Genomic DNA, 21,299 nt, shown 5'->3' with positions numbered 1-21,299 from the left:
GCGCGTAGCGGCGACCGGCCTCGACGATGAGCACGCGCAGGCCACCGGCGGCGAGGTCGTTCGCGCCGGTGCGCCCGGAGGTGCCGGCGCCGATCACGCCATACCTACTATTGGTCGCACGACCAAATATACTCGCGTGAAGGATCCGGGTTACCCGTTCGCCAAGATCCTTCAACCGAGCGGGATTCGGGAATCGCAACGTGGGCAGGCGGCGGGATAGCCGGTCCAGCCCCGTCGGATCAGCAACTCCGCGACCTCGATGGCCACCTCACAGCCGTGCGCCGCCAGGTCGAAGCTGCCGTACCGCAGGGTGGACTTTCCATCGGACGAGTTGCGGTTGTCGCGAGTCTGGTCGCGGAACGGCGTGAGGGCGTGAGGGGAGTATCCGTCGAGCTCGACGATGACGCCGTACTCCTCGTAGTACACATCGACGTACTCGCCCTTGCGAGGGCTGTGCTGGCGAGTGCCGACGGGGAGGTCATGCGGGCGTTCGACATTGCGCAGGTAGTCCAGTTCCAGCACGCTGTGCGCACCGGCCAGAGCGTCCGCCGCCGCTGCGGCGAGGATCTCGCGCTGGGCGACCGCCCGCATGGCGTTGACGGCCTTGCGGAGCCCGCTCGCGCTCACCTTTCGCCGCTGGAAGGCACCGGTGATCAGCGCCTCGAGGTCCCGGGCGCCCATCGATGCTGCACAGTCGATGAGCGTGTCCGCGACCCCGGTACACCGGAGCCCGGTGACGGTCAGCGTCCGCCGAGAGGTCTGCGAGCGAGTGACCTCACTGAAGCGGCGGCTCCGCGCGGCGCGACCGGTCGGCACAACCAGCTGGATCGGGTCGGGTGGTGTCGCGAGCAAGCCGTGAAGGTGGGCGGCACTCTCGCGGTAGAGGACGGCGTCCTCACCGGCCGCGAGCGAGGCAGCCCACGCCAGTGACAGCCACGGTGGATCTCCCTGTCCGGCGTAGTAGACCGCAGTGTCGAGGCGCTGCCACGTGCCGTTGCCCAGCAGCCACTCCAGCGCCGGACGAGGCATCGCGAGGCCGTTCAGCTGGTGACGGGTAATGACCTGGCGCTGCTCCTCGAGTAGGCGAATGACCGCCGGGGGAACAGGCTTGAGCATGCGGGCATTGAACCGGCCGAACCGGCGGCCGGCCAGTGCGCATGAGTGCGTTTGTGGACAGCGGGCCGCCTGTGGACATGGCGGCCGAATCGCGCTCGGTTGAAGGATCTAAGCGAACGGGTAGCTCGGATCCTTCAACCGAATGGCGTTCAATGGATGTCAGTCGACGATCTTGGCCAGATCTGCCAGGAACTCGTCGGTGGCATCCCACAGCGGCATGTGGCCGCACTCGGAGTACTGCGTGAAGGTGCCGTTCTTCGCGGTGTCGGCGATGTGGCGGCTGAGGGCGGGGGTGAACATCTGGTCCTGGTCGCCGTGGGTGGCGAGGACGACGCCTTCGTAGGCCGCGAGCGCCTCGTCGTTGTCGACGGTACGGCGGAACATGCCGTTGCGGACGTACGCAGGGCAGGCCTTGGCCCGCTCGAGCAGCTCCTTCCGGAAACCGGCGTCCAGCGGCTTGGCGGCGCACATGTCCAGCAGTTGCTCGGCCACCGCGCCGGTGTCGTCGGTCATGATCGCCTTGCCCATGGCCCCGAACTCCTTCGTGACGAACTCGCCGACCGGTCCGCCGAGCTTGTTCGTCGCGCCGAGGGTGACGATCGCCTTGACGAGCTGAGCGCCGTACACGGCCAGGTAGTCGGTGATGACCGCGCCGCCGTATGACCACGCCAGGACGGTCGCGCGGTTCTGGGCCGACGCTCCCGCAGCCTGTAGGACCGCCTTCACGTCGTCGGCCCACAGCTGCGAGTCGCCGTAGGCGTCGTGCGGCTTGTCGGAATCCCCGTGCCCACGCATGTCGAAGGTCACCACGCGCCAGCCGCGCTCATCGGCGACGTCGAGGAGCGGGGCGTACGCCGTGGCCGACTGGCCGATGCCATGAATGCCGACGATGAGCGGGCCGTCCTCCGGGCCGGCCGTCACCACGTTGAGAGTGCAGCCGTCGCCGCCGGTTACCTGAGAAGTAGTCATGTGCGCGAGTCTTCCATAGCGCCATCGGCGTCGACAGCGGCGCGAACCCGCAAACGGCCGGGCCGAAGCGGACGACCCGACGGGCGGGCTGCCTGTCTCAGTAGGTGGGACGCCGTCCATCGTGCGGGGGTGGGCGGTGCGCCTGGCGCCGCAGCGGAATAGATTGACGGGTGGATGTCTGCACCTAGCCACCGCTGGGCAGGCGTTACGAATAGGAGTACGTCTCTTAGATTGGTGATTTCATGACTGACTACTCGCTCAAGCACCCGGACGGCGAGCTCGAACTCGGCACCATCTCCGCTACCGAAGGCTCCGACGGCCTAGACGTCTCGAAGTTGCTGTCCACCACCGGCAAGGTCGGTCTGGACGTCGGCTTCGTCAACACCGCTTCGTGCGAGTCCGCGATCACCTACATCGCCGGTGAGGCCGGCATCCTGCGCTCCCGCGGTTCCCCGATCGATCAGCTCGCGGAGAAGTCGCCCTTCCTCGAGGTCTCGTCCCTTCTCATCTACGGCGAGCTGCCGACCCCCGAGCAGCTGGCCGAGTTCACCGACAACATCCCCCGCCACACGATGCTGCACGAGGAGATGAAGCGCTTCTTCCAGAGCTTCCCTCGTGAGGCCCACCCGATGGCCGTGCTCAGCGCTGGCGTGTCGGCCCTGTCGACCTTCTACCAGGACTCCCTCGATCCTTTCGACGAGGAGCAGGTCCACATCTCGACCATCCGCCTGATGGCCAAGCTGCCGACCATCGCGTCGTACGCCCACAAGCAGTCCCTCGGTCAGCCGCTGCTGTATCCCGAGAACAGCATGTCGTACGTCGAGAACTTCCTGCGGATGACCTTCGGCGTCCCGGCCGAGCGGTACGAGGTCGACCCGAAGGTCGCCAAGGTCCTCGACATGCTGTTCATCCTGCATGCCGACCACGAGCAGAACTGTTCGACCTCGACCGTTCGCCTCGTCGGCTCCTCGAACGCGAACATGTTCGCCTCGATCTCGGCCGGCGTGAACGCGCTGTTCGGCCCGCTGCACGGCGGCGCGAACCAGGCGGTCCTGGAGATGCTCGAGAAGATCTCCAAGGAGGGCATGGACCCCAAGGAGTTCATGAACAAGGTCAAGAACAAGGAAGATGGCGTGAAGCTCATGGGCTTCGGTCATCGCGTCTACAAGAACTACGACCCGCGCGCCGCGATCGTGAAGAAGGGCGTGCGCGAGGTTCTGGAAACGATGAACAAGCCCGATCCGCTGCTTGACCTGGCGATGGGCCTGGAAGAGATCGCGCTGAAGGACGACTACTTCGTCGAGCGCAAGCTCTACCCGAACGTCGACTTCTACACCGGCCTGATCTACAAGGCCATGGGCTTCCCGACCGAGATGTTCACGGTGCTGTTCGCCCTCGGCCGGCTGCCCGGCTGGATCGCGCAGTGGCGCGAGATGATCAACGACCCGAAGACCAAGATCGGCCGCCCGCGCCAGGTCTACATCGGTCAGACCGAGCGCGACTACCCGAACAAGTAGTCCTTCTCGCCTCGTACGCCGAACGGCCGCCGTCCAGCAGGACGGCGGCCGTTCGTCGATCCCCACACGTTCGTTGTTACCGAGCGGCACCCACGCTCGTCGATCCAGATGCCAGGCCGCGGCCAGTAGGCTGACACCATCACCCAGAAAGGTGCGCAGTGCTCGTCGACATCCTGATCGTCCTCGGGATCACCATCCTCGCCTCGTTCTTCGTGGCCGCCGAGATCGCGCTGGTGAGTCTGCGTGACAGCCAGGTACAGCGGCTGGCCGAGTTCGGCGGCAAACGCGGCAAGCGACTCAAGCGGCTGCTGGAGGACCCCAACCGCTTCCTTGCCGTCGTCCAGGTCGGAGTCACGGTGCTGGGCTTCCTGTCGGCGGCGTTCGGCGCCGAACGGCTCGGGAAGTACCTCACGCCGGTGCTCATGGGCTGGGGCTTGTCGAACGCCGCGGCGTCGCTGATCAGCCTGCTGCTGGTCACCCTGGCGGTCGCCTACGTCTCGTTGGTGATCGGCGAGCTGACGCCCAAGCGTCTGGCACTGCAGCGCAGCGAGGGCATCGCGATGGCGCTAGCACCGACCCTGGATCGCCTTGCGCGGGTGTTCCGGCCGGTGATCTGGCTGCTGGGCAAGTCGACGAACGTCGTCGTCCGCCTGCTGGGCGGGGACCCGCAGGCCTCGCGCGAGGAGATGTCCGGTGACGAGCTGCGAGCCATCGTCGGCAGCAGCGAGTCGCTCAGCCGCGATGAACGTCAGCTGATCGGCGACGTGCTGGACGCCGGGGAACGCGACATCCGCGAGATCATGCTCCCTCGCGGCCAGGTCGCCTTCCTCGACGGTGGGCTGACGGTCAGCAAGGCAACGCGTGAGGCCCGCGACTCCCCGCACTCTCGCTACCCGGTGACCGGCGCCGACGGCCAGGACGACATCGTGGGCTTCGTACACATCCGCGATCTGCTGCTGGCCGACCCCTCGGACCGCTCGCAGACCGTGCGCAACATCGCCCGGCCGGTGCTGCACCTGCCGGGTTCGAAGAAGGTGCTTGAGTCACTGGGCCAGATGCGTCGCGGTGGTCAGCACCTGGCGATCGTCGTCGACGAGTACGGCGGGACCGACGGCATCGTCACCCTCGAGGACCTCATCGAGGAGATCATTGGCGACATCCGCGACGAGTATGACGACGAGGACCACTCGACGACGTCCCGCCTCGCCAGCGGCGACTACGAGATCGAGGGCGGCACCAACCTCGGCGAGTTCACTGCCCTGACCGGCGTCGAGCTGCCCGAGGGGCCGTACGAGTCGGTGGGCGGGTTCGTGATGGCGCGGCTGGGTCGGGTGCCCCGGCTCGCCGACTCGGTCACCTTCGACACCGACCGGCACACCGGCGTCCTCACCGTGAGCGAGGTCGACGGACGCCGGGCCGCCCGGCTGCACGTCGCGGCCGTCGCCAAGGCCCGTCCCGAGGACGAGGACGACGAGCCCTGACCCACCTGCGTTACGTTCTGCCTCGCTATCGCGAGTCGTAACCCACCGCAGGTGGGAAGAGTGAGTCGTAACCCACCGCGGGGCGGGGAGAGCGAGTCGTCACGTGCCGCAGGTGGTGGGTAGGTTGAAGCGGTCGGGCCCTCTCGCCAAAAGGGCCCCGTAGCTTCGGAGGTACCGCAGGTGAGCGTCCTGGCCCGCAAGTCCATCGTCGAGCTCGCGGCGTACAAGCCGGGTGCGAGCGCAGCGATCAAGCTGGCCTCCAACGAGAACCCGCACCCGCCGCTGCCGTCCGTCGTCCAGGCCATTGCCGAGGCCGCCGCCACCGTCAACCGCTACCCGGACAACGGCGCGCTCGCGCTCACTGAGGCCATCTGTGCGAAGTACGACGTCGCGCCCGAGCAGGTCGCGCTCGGCTGCGGCTCGGTGACGCTGCTGGAGCAGATCCTGCAGGCCTACTGCACCCCGGACGAAGCGGTCGTGGTTGCCTGGCGGTCCTTCGAGGCCTACCCGATCGTGGCCGAGGTGGTCGGCGCGCACCTCGCGCTGGTCCCGCTGCGCGAGGAGACCCATGACCTCGACGCGATGCTCGCCCAGATCACCGACAAGACCCGCGTGGTGATCGTTTGCAATCCCAACAACCCCACCGGGACGGCGGTCGGACGCGACGAGCTGACTCGCTTCCTTGATGCCGTCCCGCCGCACGTGCTGGTGGTGCTCGACGAGGCGTACGGCGAGTACATCACCTCCCCGGAGATCCCGGACGGGCTGGAGATCATGCGGGGCCGGCCGAACGTGTGCGTGCTGCGCACCTTCTCGAAGGCGTACGGGCTGGCCGGTCTGCGGGTCGGCTACTTCATCGCCGAGGACCCGGAGGTCGCCGGCGTGGTCCGCAAGACGATGATGCCCTTCAGCGTCTCCAGCATCGCGCAAGCCGCGGCGGTCGCCTCCCTGCAGGCCGCCGACGAGCTGCAGGTGCGCGTCAGCGAGGCGGTCGCCGAGCGCGACCGGGTCACGGCGCGGCTGCGTGAGGGCGGGTACGCCGTCCCGGACAGCCACGCGAACTTCGTCTGGATCAGCGCTCGCGAGGCAACCGACGAGATCGCCGGCCGGTTGATGGACGCCGGGATCATGGGGCGGCCGTTCGCCGGCAACGGCATCCGCATCACCATCGGGACGCCGTCCGAGAACGACGCGATGCTCGAAGCGCTGGGCTGCTGATGGCCCGGCCCGACTCTCGTGAGGACGATCAGGTCTCACTATGGGACGCGGTCGTCCTCACGAGATTGTGGCGGAGGTCGGGACGGGATGTCCCCACCACGTCGGGCGTCCTCGCGACACGGCGGTGGACGACGTGACGGCCCCGGGCGAGGACGTGCAGGCGCTGCTGGCCGCCGGCAGCTACCGCGGCGTCCGCTCGCTGCTGCCGGGGCTGGACATCCCGGCCCAGCAGCGGCGGGCCGCGCAGCAACTGTGCGACTTCGCGCTGTCGATCATCGACCTGGACGCCGAGGACTGGAGCGGGCTGGGCGACGTCCCGGCCGAGCTCGAGCGCGCGGCGCGCGCGGCGCACGTCCCGCAGCAGCCGACCGCGAAGGACCGCGGTGCGCTCGAGTCACTGGCGCCGACCTTCGCGATCATGCTGGAGGTGGTCGCGGTCCGGTACCGGCAGCGGGACCTGGCCGGTGTGCTGATGGTCTGCCACATCATGAGTGAGTACCTGCCGCTGCTGGCGTGGGAGCCGCATCTGGGCCATGCCGGGGATCCGCCGCGGCTGGCCGATCACGTGACCCGCGAGGGAAGCCTGTGGGCGATTGATCGGGATCACCCGCGCAGCCGTGAGTGCGCGCACTCGCTGTCAATCCGCAGCTCGCTGCGCGAGGTGATCCGCGTCGGCCGCCCGGCCAAGGAGTGGAGCCAGGAGGAGTACCAGCGGTTCTGGCGCGAGTACCTCGACCGCGACCACTCGCGAGTCGCCACCGGACTGCACACCTGCGGGCTCACCGAGGGCGACGGCCGGCCGCGGTCGCTGCGGGCGTGCTCCACGAAATGCGCGGTGTGGGAGGCGCTGCCCGGGGACAAGGCCGACCTCGCCGACCGGCTGGCGATCGCCGGCCAGTTCGTCGAGTCGCCGCTGATCGCGCTGCGGCATGCGGCGCCGGTCGGGCACGGGTTCGGCGTCCCGAGCGCGAACGAGATCGACCGCGCGTGGGACAAGACTTGGCGCGAGCTGTGCGCCAAGTGGAGTGGCCGACAGAACCCGCTGGAGGCCAGAGCGCGCAAGAAGGGCGCGGATGCCGGCGAGCCGCTGCCGGGGCTGAGCGCGATGGTGAGTGCGATCGCCGGCCGACAGATCGCGCCGTCCACCCTTTTCCGGGAGGTCGACGCGCTCCTCCTCGCTGCCCTCTCCTAGGGCGCCACCTGTCAGCTTGTCTGCCGGCGGCGTCCGACCGTCGTCGCGGCGATGCCTGCGGCGAGCAGGGTCAGCGAGATCGAGCCGAGCGGCAACAGGTCGATGCCCGTGGCGGCCAGACTCGGCCCGCCCGAGGCGTGGGTCTTGACCTGAACCGGGGTGGCCTTCGTGCCCGTGGTCTTCGTGCCGGCCCCCTGGGTGGCCGGGGTGGGGATGGACTTCGGCGGCGGGACCGGCTGCGCGGGCGTGACGACCGGGGTCACCTCGCCGGTGAGCACGTCGATCGTCACGGTCGCGACGTTCGAGTTACCCCAGGCATCGGTCACGAGGTAGGTGAAGGTGTCCTGACCGATGAACCCTGGATTGGGCACGTAGCTGAACGAGCCGTCGGCGTTGATCGTGACCGTGCCGTTCTTCGGGTCGCTGACCTTGACCGCGGCCAGCGGGCCACCACCGGGGGACTGGCTGTCGTTGCCCACCAGGCCCGGGACGACGACCACGAGAGTCTCGCCGGCCTTGGTCGAGTAGGCATCGTTGGATGCCTTCGGTGGGTCCGCGGAGGTGAAGCTGCCGGCCTGGATGATCACCAGTGTGTCAAACGCTGAGTCCCGGGCATCGGCGATCGCGAGCTTGATTCGGTTGGGCTGCCCAGGGTTCACTGAGGCGGAGCAGGTCAGCACGGTCGTGAATCCGTCGGGCTCGACATCATGGGGTGCGGTGCCGCCGAAGTCGGAGGGGTCGTTGTTGACGTACGAGCCAGAGTTCACGTCTTTGTTGATGTTGTTGATGCTGATCGGAGCGCCGTTGATGGTGGCGCAATTGACCCCGTTGACGTAGAAGCCGAACACGTCGTTGTACGAGTTGACCCACTCGTTGTACTCCTCGGAGGCGAACACGTAATGGAAGATCAGCTGGGTGCCGGTAGGGACGACGTCAAACTCGAGGACGGCGGCGTCGTTGGTCGCGTCCCCTCCGGAGAGCAGCGCGTCGAGATCGGAATCACCCGGCTGGCCCAGGCCCGAAGACCATCCGGCCGACTCGTTCGGGCCGACGAGGCCACCCTTGTCGTCGTCGGTGACCTGTAGGGAGCCGCTGGAGAGCGCGACGCCTCCGACCAGCCCGATCGCAGAGATTCCGTCGGCGATTCCGGCGGCAGTGGGATGCCCGGTGTACGTCACGTTGGAGATCGTTACGCCAGCGCCGGCGAGGTACTGCGCGAGCTGAAAGGGCGTGAGGCCGTCTGCGACGGTGGTCACCGTCTGGCCGGCCGACGCGATCCCGATGGTCGCTGCGGCCGCGACGGGAACCGTCGCGTCGGCCCGTTCGTCTGCCGGGGCCACGGACGTCGCGCCTGCCTGGTCCGCGGCAGCTTCGTCCGCGGCAGCGTCGTCCGCGTCGTTCGCGGCCTTAGCGGGGTTCTCGTTGGACGCCGGCTGACTGCCGTCTTCAGCCGCCGGGGCGGCCGTCGTCGCGGGCGGTGCGGCTGGGGCATCGGAGGGCGACGCCGGCTCGGCGTCGGGTTCCGGGTTGGCATCGGGCTCGGGCGCCGCCTTCGACTCGGCTGCGGGCGCCGGCCCCGGCTCGGGCGACGGATCCGTCGCGGAATCCGGAGCCGCCTCGGTGCCCGCTTCTGTCTCGGTCGCCTCCCCAGCGTCCGGTGCGGACACCGACTGGTCACTCGCCGGGGAAGCAGGCTGTGACGTCTCGGCGTCGTCAGCGAAGGCTGTTGATGAGGCGGCGATGCACAGTGCGAGGCCAAGGCCTGCAGAGGAGGCGACGCGGCTGGATTTCATGACTCCTCCAGGTGTGAGGAAATTCTCAGATTAGACACATTGAACCTGGATCGTCCGGTGTTGTCTACAAGAATTTAACGGCTATCGGTATTCGGCTCGCGGTCGCTAGCGATGGACGCCGCCGATCGGTGGCGTGGGAGAATGGACGATGCCCTACGTGCGTTCTTCGAAAGGTCACCAGTGAGCTCAGCGCAGCGCGTCTTCTCCGGCATCCAGCCGACCGCGGACTCGTTCCATCTCGGCAACTACTTCGGCGCGCTTAAGCACTGGGTGAGCATGCAGGAGGAGGGTAGCGAGTGCATCTACTGCGTGGTCGACCTGCACGCGATCACCATCGAAGCGCAGCAGGATCCGGCGCAGCTGCACCGCCGCACGCTGGTCAGCTACGCGCAGTTGCTGGCGATGGGGATAGACCCGAAGCGCTCGGTGCTGTTCGTGCAGTCGCACGTGCCCGAGCACTCGCAGCTGTCGTGGATCCTGCAGTGCATCACCGGCTTCGGTGAGGCCGGGCGGATGACGCAGTTCAAGGACAAGTCCGGCAAGGAGGGCAGTGACCACACCTCGGTCGGATTGTTCACCTATCCGATGCTGATGGCCGCCGATATCCTGCTGTACAACGCAACCGGTGTCCCGGTCGGTGAGGACCAGCGTCAGCACCTCGAGCTGACCCGCGACCTCGCGCAGCGCTTCAACGCGCGCTTCGGCAAGACCTTCGTCGTCCCGGAGGCGATCATCCGCAAGGAGACCGCGAAGTTCGTCGACCTGCAGAACCCCACCGGCAAGATGAGCAAGTCCGCGCAGACCGCCGGCGGCATGATCAACGTGCTCGACGAGCCAAAGCAGATTGCCAAGCGCATCAAGTCCGCGGTCACCGACAACGAGGGCGTCGTCCGGTTCGATCGCGAGACCCAGCCCGGCGTAGCCAACCTGCTGTCGATCCTCGGCGCCGCCACTGGGCGCGATCCGGAGTCGCTGGTCGCCGACTACGACGGCAAGGGGTACGGAGCGCTGAAGACCGACGTGGCGGACGCCGTCGTCGCCGAGTTTGAGCCGATCGCGACCCGCACCAAGGAGCTGCTCGAGGACCCCTCCGAGCTGATCCGGGCCATGGGGGACGGCGCGCAACGCGCGCGTAGCATCGCGGCTCCGGTGATGGAGTCGGTCAGCGCGGCCGTCGGGTTCGTGCGGATCGGATAGCCGTGGCAGCCGTGCCCGTGCCAGGCGTGCCCGGGGTGCCAGTCGTGCCCGGTGTGCCGGGGACGCCAACCGTCCCAGGCGAGCCAGGCGTATTAGACGAGTCGGGCGGTCAGGTCACGGTGGGCGTGTCGATCGAGATCCCCCCGCCGTACGAGGCGGAGCTGCGCGCGTGGCGCCGCCGGTCCGGCGATGCGCTCGCGGAGCACGTGACCCCGCACGTCACCCTGGTCCCGCCCACGCCGGTGCCGGACGACGGCCTCGACCGGATCCTCGGCACGCTGCGCGAGCGGTGCGCGGCGGTCCCGCCGTTCGAGATGAAGCTGCGCGGCACCGGTACCTTCCGGCCGGTGTCGGACGTCGTCTTCATCGCCGTCGCCGAAGGCATCTCCAGTTGTGAGCTGCTTGCTGACCGGCTGCTGGTCGACGAGCTGCGCGCGCCCCGCAGCTTCCCCTACCCCCCGCACGTGACCGTCGCGCAGGACGTCGACCCCGAGGCACTGGACGCCGCCTTTGAAGGCCTGGAGGGCTTCCGCGCCGACCTGCTGGTCGACCATGTGTGGGCGCATCGGCAGGACGGCGTCGGGACCTGGCCCCCGCTCGCGCGTTTCCCGTTGGCGGGGGTGGCGCTGCCGTGAGCGCCGAACGTCTCCCGTTGCGAGAGCTGGCCCATCGGGTCGAGGACCTCCAGCACACGCGGGTGGCGCCGGTTCCGGACGACGAGGCGGGCCGCTGGACGCTGCGTTTCCGCGAGACCCGCCGGCGGTGGGAGTGGTTCGACCACCTCGTCATCACGCTCACCCGCTACGACCGCCGCAACGGCGACTCGTACGCCGCGGCGGTGACCTTCCAGACCTTCGTCGCGCTGGTGCCAATCCTGCTGCTGTCGGCGTCCGTCTTCGGCTTCGTGCTGCGCTCGGACTTCGACCGCGCGCAGAAGCTCTTCCAGCAGGTCGCCGAGCAGATCCCCGGCGGCGGCGGGGACGTGCTGATCGAGGCGATGCGCGCGACCGAGGACCGCGCCGGTGCGATCGGCGTCCTGTCCCTGCTGCTGATGATCTGGCTCGGGACGGCGTGGATCAGCAACATGCGGGTGGCGATCCAGCGCATGTGGGGCCAGGCTCCCGGTGGCGGCAACTGGTTCAAGGAAAAGGCGATCGACCTCGTCGTGCTGGTGGGGCTGGGGATCGCGGTGCTCGCCTCGCTCGCGCTGAGCGCCACGGCGAGCAGCATCACCGAGCACATCGTGCGGGCGCTGGGGCTGGACGACGTACCGGGAGCGGGGGTGTTCGTCACGCTCGTGGCCACTGCCGCCGCGATCGTCGCCAACATCGCGATCCTGCAGTACCTGATGGTCTCGCTGGCGCGGCAGCGCGTCTCGAAGCGGGCGGTGCTGCGCGGGGCGGTGATGGGAGCGGTCGGGTTCGAGATCCTCAAGCAGGCGGGCGCGCTGTTCATCGGCAACCTGATCTCGCGCAGCGCCGCGGCGGGTGTGTTCGGCGCGGTGGTTGTGCTGCTGGTGTGGGTGAACGTGCTGTGCCGGTGGCTGCTGATCGTGGTGTGCTGGACCGGATCGAGCCGGCCGGTGCTGGAACACCAGCTCAAACTGTGGACTGCCGAGCTGACCGAGGCCGCGCCCGAGCAGGAGCATCCAGTGGCGGGCGGGGCGACGCCGGTCCGCAGAAAGGTCGATTGACCAGGTACAACGACTTACGACGAGGGCTACTCGATCGTGACGAAACGCTCGGACGCGCGTGTCTCTCCGGGGTTGCAATCGGGCAATCGGGACTACAGTAGGTAACCGTTCGCGCGCAGTCTTCCCCCCGGCGACGCGCGGGCGTCCGTGCCGTTGAGGCACGGCGGTGACCCCAGGTGCATGGCCGAGATGAATCCCCCCATAGATCTCGGCGCGGCGCCTGGGGTCTGCTGTTCCATCTGTCACGCGAAACTCGTGAGGACGAATCCGGTACCACTATGGGGCCGATCGTCCTCACGACATTCACTCCAGCATGTCCCGCACACTCATGCGTCGAGCAGGCCCCGGATGTCGTCGGCGGTCAGCGGGGCCGCCATCAGGCCGCCGTCCTCGATGACCTTCTCGAACAGCTCGCGCTTGTGTGCCTGCAGCGCGACGACCTTCTCCTCGATGGTGTCCTCGGCGACCAGGCGGTAGACCATGACCGTCTTGTCCTGCCCGATGCGGTGGGTGCGGTCCACCGCCTGCGCCTCGACTGCGGGGTTCCACCACGGGTCGAGCACGAAGACGTAGTCGGCCTCGGTGAGGGTGAGTCCGGCGCCGCCGGCCTTGAGGCTGATCAGGAACACCGGCGCATCACCCTCGGTGAACTGCGCGATCCGCCGCGGCCGGTCACGGGTGCGCCCGTCGAGGTAGACGTAGTCGAGGGCGAGCTGGTCGCGGACCACGGCGAGGAACCGGGTGAACTGGCTGAACACCAGGCACCGATGCCCCTCGGCCGCGAGCTCGGCGATGTGCTCGATGAGGGTGTCGACCTTGGACGGCGCGATGCTCGCCGGCAGGTCGGGATCGACCAGGTGGACGTCGAGGGCGAGCTGGCGCAGCCGGGTGAGCCCGGTCAGGATCGCGACCCGGTTGCGGTTGACGTCCGCGAGCAGCCCGAGGATGCGTTGCCGCTCGCGCTGCAGATGGGTGTCGTAGACGCGGCGGTGGGCGGGGTTGAGCGGCACGGTGAGGATCTGCTCGATCTTCGGCGGTAGGTCGGCGGCGACCGCGTCCTTGGTGCGCCGCAGCATCAGCGGCCGGATCCGCCGGCGGAGCCGATCGAGCTGGTCGGGGGACTGGCCGGCCTCGATCGGCTTGCGGAACAACTCGCCGAAGCGCTTCGGGCAGGGCAGCAGCCCAGGAGCGGTGATCGACAGCAGCGCCCACAGGTCCATGAGCGAGTTCTCCAGCGGCGTGCCGGTGATCGCCAGCTTGATCGGCGCCGCGACGAGCCGGGCGACCTGATGGCCACGGGACTGGTGATTCTTGACCGCCTGCGCCTCGTCGAGGATCAACGCGTGCCACGCCCGCGCGGTGAACTGATCGGCCTCGATGCGCAGCAGGGCGTACGACGTGACCACGAGGTGAGCGCCGTCGGTGGCCTCGGCGAGCGTGCGCCCGGACCGCTTGCTGGTCGAGGTGATCGGGGCTACCTGCAGGTCGGGGGCGAAGCGCGCCGCCTCCCGTTGCCAGGTCGCCACGACGCTGGTCGGCGCCACGACGAGAGCCGGCCGGTCGGGGGTGAGCCGGCCGTCGGCCCGGGCGCGTTCGAGCGCGGCGAGGGCCTGCAGCGTCTTGCCCAGACCCATGTCGTCGGCCAGGATCCCGCCGAGCTCGTGGTCCCACAGGAACGACAGCCATTGGTAACCGGCCAGCTGGTAGTCGCGCAGGGTTGCCGTGATCCCGGCCGGTTGGTCGGGCCTGGGCAGCTCGTCGATGGCCAGCAGCGCGCCGACGCTGCGCGACCAGCGCTCGCTCTGGTCGGTGACGGTGGCGATGGCGGCGAGGTCCTCCCAGAAGCCGGCCTGATACCGGTTCACCCGCAGGCTTTCGCTCGGCCGATCCTGAATGGCCCGCGCCTCCTCGACGAGTTCCCGCAGTGCCTGTAGCTCCTGCCGCTGCAGGCTGAACCACGTGCCGTCGTCCATGAGCAGCCGGTCGTCACCCTGGGCGAGGGCGCTCAGCAGCTGCGTCAGGGGGACTTCTCGACCGTCGACGCTGACGGAGATCGCGAGGCCGAACCAGTCGGGGGATGCGCCTGGTGCTGGGTCGCGGGTCGCGACCTCGATCCGGGGCGGCTCGACGCTCTCGGCGTAGTCGAGCAGCTCGCCGATGACGGTCACGTCGATGTCGTCGCGGGCCTGGAGGCCGGGCAGCACGTCGCGGACGAAGACCGCCGTGGCCCACCCCTGCAGCTGCGGCTCCACCACTACTCCCAGCCGCGTCTTTCCCGGCAGCGGGGTGAGCAGCCCGGGGACCTGGCCGAGGACGTCGAGGCTGGCGAGCAGACGTTCTTCGGCGTCCCGGTCGCGCGGTACGACGCTCACCGCCGCGGGCTGCCCGGCCGCGGCGATGAGCGGCACCTCGTGGACCTGGTCGTCGACGGCGTACCGGAAGCACCAACGCAGCTGCAGCCGGTGAGCCCCGCTGCTATGCACCTGCAGTCCCAGGCGGGCGGGGCCGTACGACGGGAAGTGCACGCTGCCGTCCGTGGACTCGACCGTTGCCTGCCGGAGCAGTGCGGGGTAGTAGTGCGCGAGGAAGGCTCCGGCGTCCGCGGCGGGCACCCGGATCTCGTCGGCCTGCTCGAGCAGCGCCCCGACCGGCCCGGAGAGCGGGTCCCTGAGCTCGGCCAGCAGCAGCCCGTCCCCGGACGACGCGAACACGCCATGCGGCGGGTTGCCGAGCGGGTGGACCCGGCCGGCCGGGTCTGGCAGGGGGACGGACGTGCGCAGCAGCAGCGCACCGTCGGCGTCCCGACGGGCATCCATGTGCACGCTGACCGAGTCGGGCAGCAGCCGGACCGGGTGCGGCTTCGCGGCATGCGTGACGAACGACAGGCCCGCGTCCTGCGCGTACCGGAGGGCCCGCCAGATCGCGGGGCCGAAATCGTTCAGCCAGAGCCAGTCGGTGGGCTCGTACCACGACGGCGCGTTGCGTGCGTTCCAGATCCCGTGCAGAGCCTCGATCTGTCGGGGCTCGTGGTCGCGCGCGGACGTCAGGTAGCGCAGCGCTGACCAGCTGATCGGCCCCTTGACCCAGGGACGCGTCGTGCCGGGTTGCACCGGGCGGATCCGCAGGCGGGTCGCGTCGGAGCCGGGGCGGCTGCGGTCGGGGGCTTCCTCGATGAGCAGCCCGAGCGGGACGGCGGTCGTCGGGTCGCTGGAGGCGGCGACGACCGGGTCGAGCAGGGCGCGCCACGACGGGCGCGGTGCGCGTTCTTGGCCAACCGGCCGGGGCGTGCCCGAGGTGAGCCGGTGTCGGGCCTCGAGCAAGGCTGCGACCACGTGCTTGCAGTCCACGCCGACGGGGCAGGAGCACGTGCCGCAGACCGAGCTCGGGTCGTTGTCGTCCTCGAGCCACGCCCAGCTCTGATAGCGCTTGGTCCCGGTCACCGTTGCCTGTAGCTCGTGCTCGACCGAGCGAAGTCCGGACACGGCGCCGCTGCGCTGGTACGCAGCGCCGCGCTGGACCGCCGCGGGGCCGAAGACGGTGACCAGATCCATATCGGTGATGTCGATGATCCAGTGGGGTAGCACCCCGCGGGCGCCGGGCTGTCGGGCGCTGGTACGACGAGCCATCGGGTCCTCTCGGCTGCTGGCGGTCAGGCACTCGCGACGATACTCACCTCCACCGACAGGTGGAGCCGCTCCGCGCTACTCAGCGCTGCTCGTGGGCACCGGCCTGGGCCTTCGCCGCACGGCGTGACGGGGCAGCGATCCAGACGGCGACCAGCAGCAGGACGCCGAGGATCGGCAGCAGTGGCCAGGTGGTCATCTCGCGGTCGCCGGAGTCCGACAGGCCTACGACGGCCGGGCGCCCGCTCGCGCCGCGGTCGGCGGCCGCCTGTGGCGCGACGGGAGAGCTCGAGGCGGACGACGGCGGCTCGGGCGAGGCCTCGCCGGGCTCGACCAGCCGGCCGGCGCCGGAGGCGTCCACCGGGGCGGCGAAGGCCCAGTCGAGCAGCGCCGCTGCCTGCTGCCAGGTGGGCTTGGGCTGGTGCTCGGCCTGCATGAGGGTGACGGCGATGGTCCGGCCGTTGCGCTCGGCGGCCGCGGCGAAGGTGTGCCGGGCCGCGTCGGTGAAGCCGGTCTTGCCGGCGATGGCCCCGGGGTAGGCCAGCATCAGCTGGTTCTGGTTGCCGTAGCTCATGGGGGCCGGGTATTTCGGCGGCTGCGCCGGGAGCTCGCCGAGCAGCTGGCCGGCGATCGAGCGCAGCGTCGGGTCGCGGACGATCTCGCGGATGAACAGCGCCAGGTCGTACGCCGAGGAGCTTTGCCCGGCGACGTCCAGCCCGGACGTCGTCCCAGCGAGGGTGTCGTAGGCCTGCAGCTGCTCGGCCTTGGCGTTCATCAGGTCCAGGACGACGTCCTGGCCCCCGGCCGCGTCGGTGAGCATCTTGGCGGCGTCGTTTCCGGACTGCAGCATGAGCGCCGTCCACAGCTGGGCGACGGTGTACTGGCCGTTCTCCACGATGCCGACGCGGCTGCCCTCGACGGAGGCGTCCTCGAAGGTGGCGGTGAGCACCTGGTTGGGGTCGAGGTGCGGGTAGAGCGCGAGGAAGGTCAGCATCTTCAGGGTGCTGGCGGGGTAGTAGCGACCGTGCGGGTCCTGCGCGGCGAGGATCTGGCCGGTGGTCAGGTCGGCGACGACGAGCGCTCGGGTGTTGAGGTCAGCCGGCAGCGGGGCGGCGCCCTCGTAGAGAACCTGGCCGCGCGTGTCGAGCTCCGGTCCGCCGATGGTGACGCCGCCGGGGCCGTGGCCCTGCGGTGGAAGGGTGGCGGGAGGGGACGTCGGGTGGGCGCGGCCGAGTCGATCGTGGGCGAACTGGACGAGCCTGACGATTCCGAGGAGCTCGACGGGGCGGCGTACGCCGCTGGCGCGAGCACCGCCACCAGGACCAGCACGACGAGAACCTGTACCGCGGGCGCCGTCCGCGTGCTCGCCAATCGGGAGCCGCTGCCGCGTTCGCGCACAGTGCTCCGAGGTGAGGGCATGCGCACGAGGATACGAACTTCTGCATGAGTAAGTGGTCAAAGCGCGCCGATGCTCACACCGTGCAACCCATGCGGCAGATAACGAGGATGCGAGTGTTATCCTTCGCCGAAACCTGGCGATGGAGGCCGGATGCGATTGACTATCACTGGCGGCGCGGGCTTCATCGGCTCCAACCTCGCGACGCTCGCGGTCGCCCGAGGTCACGAGATCACGATCATTGACGATTTGTCGACCGGTGATCGGGAGAATCTACAGGTGGAGCATCGCTTCCTGCACGCGTCGATCCTCGATCGCCCGGCGCTCGACGAAGCACTGGCGGACGCGGACGCGGTCGTGCACCTTGCGGCGATCGCGAGCGTGCCGCTGAGTATCGAAGACCCGCTCGCGACGAACGAGGTCAATGTGCGCGGCACCCTGGAGGTGTTGGACGCGGCTCGGCATCTCGGAGTGTCACAGGTGACCGTCGCGTCGTCGAGCGCGGTGTACGGGTCGAATTCCTCGCTGCCACTCAACGAGTCGTCCTGGCTGGCGCCCCTGAGTCCATACGCTGTGTCGAAAGTGGCGACCGAACAGTATGCGAGGGCCTATTCGGAGAGCTACGGATTGCCCACCGCGGCGTTCCGGTTCTTCAACGTCTATGGCCCCGGGCAACCAGCGGATCACGTGTACGCCGCCGTGATCCCGGCCTTTCTGGATGCGCTGGTGCATGGTCGACCCCTGACGATTTATGGCGACGGGCTTCAGACACGAGACTTTGTGCACGTGCGCGCAGTCTGCCGCATCCTCCTCGACGCAGTAGAGCGTCGGGCCGACATCGATCGGCCGGTGAACTTGGCACTCGGAACGCAGACGTCACTTCTAGAACTAGTGGGTCTACTAGAAGAAATAGCTGGGCAATCGATTCAAGTGACCCATCAGGAGCCCCGTGAGGGCGAGATTCGGCACTCGCTCGCGGGCGACGCATTGCTCCGCCGACTGTTCCCGGCCCTGCCCGAGATCCCGCTGAGAGACGGACTGAAGGAGACCCTCGCCTGGCACCAAGCGCGGATGTCGCGCTAGCCGCAAGACAACATCAAAGAAAGAGCCCACATTTCTGCCCGTCGCAATGACGTTAGTCGGACAGCAGTTGGATAGCGCCGCTCGACGGCTCGGACTCCAGGACCGCGACCAACGAATCGATGACGTTGACGACGGAGTTTGCCGGCGTCCACAGCCGCCCGGAATCGTCACCCGCGAGATGCGCCTCCCGCGCGGAGAGGATTGCATTCGCGTAGATCCCGGTAAAGGAGATCCGCTGGTCGAGCAGCGGCGCCGGCACCTGGGGTAGCCAGTCGTCGGCTCGCGAGCGGATGAGATCGAGGCACCGCCGGTAGCCAGTGTTCAGCTTGCTGTCGAGCGCTTCCCGGAGCAGTGGACGATGGTTGAGTTGAACGTTAGTGACGAACCGCAGGTAGGTCAGATCGAGTGTGCCATCCGGGCGCCGAATCTCCAGCACCGGCTTGACCAGGGCTTCGACCACGTCGCGCAGACCGAAAGGCTCCGTGCCGGTCTCGAGATCGGCGAGCATCCGAAGGCGGGTTTGGTTGATCGTTCGGGCGCCGTCCGCCACGAGCTCTCGCACCAGCGCGTCCTTGCCGCCGAAGTGGTAGTGCACCGAACCGTTGTTCCGCTGACCGGCGGCCGTGACGATCTCCTGCACGGAGACGCCATCCACTCCGCGCACCGCAAATAGTCTTTGTGCGGCCACTTTGATCCGGTTTTTGGTCGCCTCGCTGTCCGAGCGCGGCGCCCGTGCGGTAACGCGAGGGGACACGACGCCTCCCTTGACAGAGTTAAGTACTTCGACTTAAGTATCGCATATTAAGTCGAAGCGCTTAACTCGTTACCCAGGAGAACCCGTGCCCGAAAACCGCTCACCGCATGTCGTCATCGTCGGCGGCGGCATTGGCGGGTTGACCGCCGCCGCATCGCTGTTGAAGAAGGGCGCGCAGGTCACCCTCCTCGAGCGCACCGACGACGTGACCGAGACCGGCGCGGGCATCCAGATCGCGGCGAACGGCGTCCATGTGCTGCGCCAGCTCAATCTGGAGGAGTCGCTCGCTGCTCAAGCGGTCAAGCCCGAGTCCTTTGACGCACGCGATCTGCGCACAGGCCAGCAGCTGATCGAGTTCCCCTTCGGCGCTGCTGCCGACGAGCTGTACGGCGCCCCGTTGTACAACATCCACCGAGCCGACCTCATCAAGCTGCTCGCCGGCGCCGTCCCAGCCGAGGTCATTCGAACCGGTGCGAAGGTGGTCTCGGTGGGCCAGGATGACGACGGCGCGTGGGCGGAGCTCGACAGCGGCGAGCGGGTCCGTGGCGATGCGGTCATCGGTGCCGACGGCATCCACTCCGTCGTCCGCACAAATCTGCGTGGGGAGGAACCGAGGCACTTTGCCGACATCCTGATGTGGCGTGGGCTCATTCCCGCTGACCGCATCGCCGACCTGGACCTGCCGGAGAAGGGCAACTACTGGTTCGGCCCTGGGCGCACGCTGATCACCTACTGGGTGCGCCCCGGGGTTCTGTACAGCGTGCTGGCCTCGGTGCCCGCCACTGAGATCAGCCGCGAGAACTGGACCGAGACCGGCAATCTCGACGAGATGATGGCCTCCTTCCAGGACGCGGAGCCCCGCGCCCGGGCAATGCTCGAAGCCATCGACACCGGCTTCATCACCGGCATGTACTACCGCGACCCGCTGGACTGGTGGACGCAGGGCCGGATCAGTCTGATGGGCGACGCGGCGCACGCGATGGTGCCCTTCCTGGCCCAGGGCGCGTGCCAGGCGATGGAGGACGCATGGGCTCTCGCTCACTGCCTCACTGACCCGCAGCACGCGACCATCGAAGCGGCGCTTATGGACTACGAGGCGCGTCGTCGCCCGCGCACGGCTCGCGTGCAGGCTGGTTCGCGAGCGATGGTGAAGATGGTGCACGAGGCGGACCCAGACCGGGTGCGGGTCCGCAACGGCCGGTTCCAAGGCATGATCCGAATCGATCCGATGGCCAAGACGACCTGGGCCTTCGCCATGAACTACGACATCACCAAGACAGTGCTCGAGCCTGCCGATCACGTCGTGGGGCTGTCCGGTGCGCGGGAGGGTACGAAGAAGAAGCGTCCCGAGAGCCAACGCGCGCACGACATGTGGCGGTCGGCGCTCACGCAGGAGGACCTGGCACGCGGTCACGACGGCATGCGCGAAGGCTACGACCGGTTCCTGCAGACAAGCTTCCCGGTGCCGGACGACGTGCAGGTCGAGCGAGTCGATCTTGGCCGCGTGCGTGGACTTAAGGTGACCCCTCCGGACGGTGATGCTAACGGCCCGGTCATCCTTCATCTGCACGGCGGCGGTTACGTCATCGGATCCGCGACTTCGTCCGTGGAGTACGCCGCACGGCTGGCCGCCGCGGTGCGCGGCACGTGCATGGTGATCGACTACCGGCGGGCTCCGGAGGACGCCTACCCCGCGGCATTGGATGACGCGGTGAGCGCCTATCGGGCCTTGGTCGCCGACGGGGTCGCGGCCTCGCGCGTCTTGTTGTCCGGCGAGTCTTCTGGCGGCGGTTTGGCGGTGGCGACCGCGCTGGCATTGCGGGGCGCTGGGGATGAGCTGCCCGCTGGCATTATCTCGATTTGCCCGTTCGCAGACCTCACGTTGTCCTCACCCAGCGTCACGACATACGACGGCCAGGATCCGGCGTCCAACCGCGACAGCCTGACCGCGATGGCCGCCATGTACATCCAGACCCACGAGCCCACCGACCCGCTCGTCTCGCCGGTTTACGGCGACCTGACCGGCCTACCGCCGCTGTTCATTGCCGCGACCGACGGCGAGGTGCTTTACGACGACGCGACCCGGCTGGCCGAACGCGCCGAGCAGGCCGGCGTCGAGGTCACCCGCTACTTCATCGACGATTCGGTGCACGTGTTCCCGTTGTTCGAGTTCCTGCCGGAGGCCGACGAGGCGCTGAGTCGGATCAGCGATTGGGCCGCCGACCTCTGAGGTCGCCGAGTTCTCTCGGGTCCTCGCGCCCCCTCCT

15 protein-coding genes are annotated in these 21,299 nt (G+C 68.6%); 9 read left to right on the top strand and 6 right to left on the bottom strand.

Annotation, left to right across the window (positions count from 1 at the left end; translation table 11 throughout):
• Nucleotides 1-171 precede the first annotated feature (171 nt).
• Both DAA40_RS10415 and DAA40_RS10410 read right to left on the bottom strand, forming a co-directional pair.
• Entirely contained in the window at nucleotides 172-1,116 is a 945-nt protein-coding gene (locus DAA40_RS10415) for a hypothetical protein (RefSeq protein ID WP_106849659.1), read from the bottom strand.
• A gap of 159 nt (nucleotides 1,117-1,275) precedes the next feature.
• On the bottom strand, nucleotides 1,276-2,085 hold the full coding sequence (locus DAA40_RS10410; protein ID WP_158716372.1) for an alpha/beta fold hydrolase: 810 nt from the start codon (nucleotides 2,083-2,085) through the stop codon (nucleotides 1,276-1,278).
• Between the two features lie 242 nt (nucleotides 2,086-2,327).
• On the opposite strand from DAA40_RS10410, the gene DAA40_RS10405 reads away from it, so the two are divergent.
• The 4 genes from DAA40_RS10405 to DAA40_RS10390 all read left to right on the top strand — a co-directional run bounded on the left by DAA40_RS10405 (nucleotide 2,328) and on the right by DAA40_RS10390 (nucleotide 7,493).
• Nucleotides 2,328-3,602, top strand: a complete 1,275-nt coding sequence (locus DAA40_RS10405) for a citrate synthase (protein WP_106849657.1) — start codon at nucleotides 2,328-2,330, stop codon at nucleotides 3,600-3,602.
• Between the two features lie 158 nt (nucleotides 3,603-3,760).
• Entirely contained in the window at nucleotides 3,761-5,083 is a 1,323-nt protein-coding gene (locus DAA40_RS10400) for a hemolysin family protein (RefSeq protein WP_106849656.1), read from the top strand.
• Between the two features lie 180 nt (nucleotides 5,084-5,263).
• Nucleotides 5,264-6,301 carry a histidinol-phosphate transaminase gene (hisC, locus tag DAA40_RS10395; protein WP_106849655.1) on the top strand — a complete coding sequence of 346 codons (1,038 nt, stop codon included), beginning with the start codon at nucleotides 5,264-5,266 and terminating at the stop codon, nucleotides 6,299-6,301.
• Nucleotides 6,302-6,434: 133 nt separating this feature from the next.
• Complete coding sequence (locus DAA40_RS10390; protein ID WP_158716371.1) at nucleotides 6,435-7,493, top strand: hypothetical protein; 1,059 nt, start codon at nucleotides 6,435-6,437, stop codon at nucleotides 7,491-7,493.
• An 11-nt stretch (nucleotides 7,494-7,504) separates the two neighbouring features.
• Here DAA40_RS10390 and DAA40_RS10385 read toward each other — a convergent pair whose 3' ends face one another.
• Nucleotides 7,505-9,286 carry a choice-of-anchor L domain-containing protein gene (locus DAA40_RS10385; RefSeq protein WP_106849653.1) on the bottom strand — a complete coding sequence of 594 codons (1,782 nt, stop codon included), beginning with the start codon at nucleotides 9,284-9,286 and terminating at the stop codon, nucleotides 7,505-7,507.
• A 180-nt stretch (nucleotides 9,287-9,466) separates the two neighbouring features.
• On the opposite strand from DAA40_RS10385, the gene trpS reads away from it, so the two are divergent.
• From trpS to DAA40_RS10370, 3 genes are all read left to right on the top strand, one after another.
• Nucleotides 9,467-10,483: a tryptophan--tRNA ligase gene (gene trpS / locus DAA40_RS10380; RefSeq protein WP_234356337.1), complete on the top strand. Its 1,017-nt coding sequence runs from the start codon at nucleotides 9,467-9,469 to the stop codon at nucleotides 10,481-10,483.
• 125 nt (nucleotides 10,484-10,608) lie between these two features.
• Nucleotides 10,609-11,118, top strand: coding sequence for a 2'-5' RNA ligase family protein (locus DAA40_RS16200; RefSeq protein WP_158716370.1), 510 nt, complete (start codon nucleotides 10,609-10,611; stop codon nucleotides 11,116-11,118).
• Nucleotides 11,115-12,176 (top strand): YihY/virulence factor BrkB family protein, encoded by a 1,062-nt coding sequence (locus tag DAA40_RS10370; RefSeq protein ID WP_158716369.1) that lies wholly within the window; start codon nucleotides 11,115-11,117, stop codon nucleotides 12,174-12,176. The genes DAA40_RS16200 and DAA40_RS10370 overlap by 4 nt, the downstream gene beginning before the upstream one ends.
• Nucleotides 12,177-12,502: 326 nt before the next feature.
• On the opposite strand, the gene DAA40_RS10365 is transcribed toward DAA40_RS10370, so the two are convergent.
• Both DAA40_RS10365 and DAA40_RS10360 read right to left on the bottom strand, forming a co-directional pair.
• Nucleotides 12,503-15,802 carry a DEAD/DEAH box helicase gene (locus DAA40_RS10365; protein ID WP_106849650.1) on the bottom strand — a complete coding sequence of 1,100 codons (3,300 nt, stop codon included), beginning with the start codon at nucleotides 15,800-15,802 and terminating at the stop codon, nucleotides 12,503-12,505.
• Between the two features lie 79 nt (nucleotides 15,803-15,881).
• Nucleotides 15,882-17,258: a D-alanyl-D-alanine carboxypeptidase family protein gene (locus tag DAA40_RS10360; RefSeq protein WP_158716368.1), complete on the bottom strand. Its 1,377-nt coding sequence runs from the start codon at nucleotides 17,256-17,258 to the stop codon at nucleotides 15,882-15,884.
• Between the two features lie 90 nt (nucleotides 17,259-17,348).
• Here DAA40_RS10360 and DAA40_RS10355 point away from each other — a divergent pair, with 90 nt between their 5' ends.
• Entirely contained in the window at nucleotides 17,349-18,278 is a 930-nt protein-coding gene (locus DAA40_RS10355) for an NAD-dependent epimerase/dehydratase family protein (protein WP_106849648.1), read from the top strand.
• Nucleotides 18,279-18,330: 52 nt separating this feature from the next.
• On the opposite strand, the gene DAA40_RS10350 is transcribed toward DAA40_RS10355, so the two are convergent.
• Nucleotides 18,331-18,966, bottom strand: a complete 636-nt coding sequence (locus DAA40_RS10350; RefSeq protein ID WP_255413595.1) for a TetR/AcrR family transcriptional regulator — start codon at nucleotides 18,964-18,966, stop codon at nucleotides 18,331-18,333.
• 151 nt (nucleotides 18,967-19,117) lie between these two features.
• On the opposite strand from DAA40_RS10350, the gene DAA40_RS10345 reads away from it, so the two are divergent.
• The gene (locus tag DAA40_RS10345; RefSeq protein WP_106849646.1) at nucleotides 19,118-21,262 is read left to right on the top strand and encodes an alpha/beta hydrolase fold domain-containing protein; all 2,145 of its coding nucleotides are present in this window, start codon (nucleotides 19,118-19,120) and stop codon (nucleotides 21,260-21,262) included.
• The last annotated feature ends 37 nt before the right edge of the window (nucleotides 21,263-21,299 follow it).

The sequence above is a fragment of the Blastococcus sp. Marseille-P5729 genome (assembly GCF_900292035.1).
Taxonomy (GTDB): domain Bacteria; phylum Actinomycetota; class Actinomycetes; order Mycobacteriales; family Antricoccaceae; genus Cumulibacter.
This window is presented reverse-complemented; position numbering and strand designations above follow the sequence as displayed.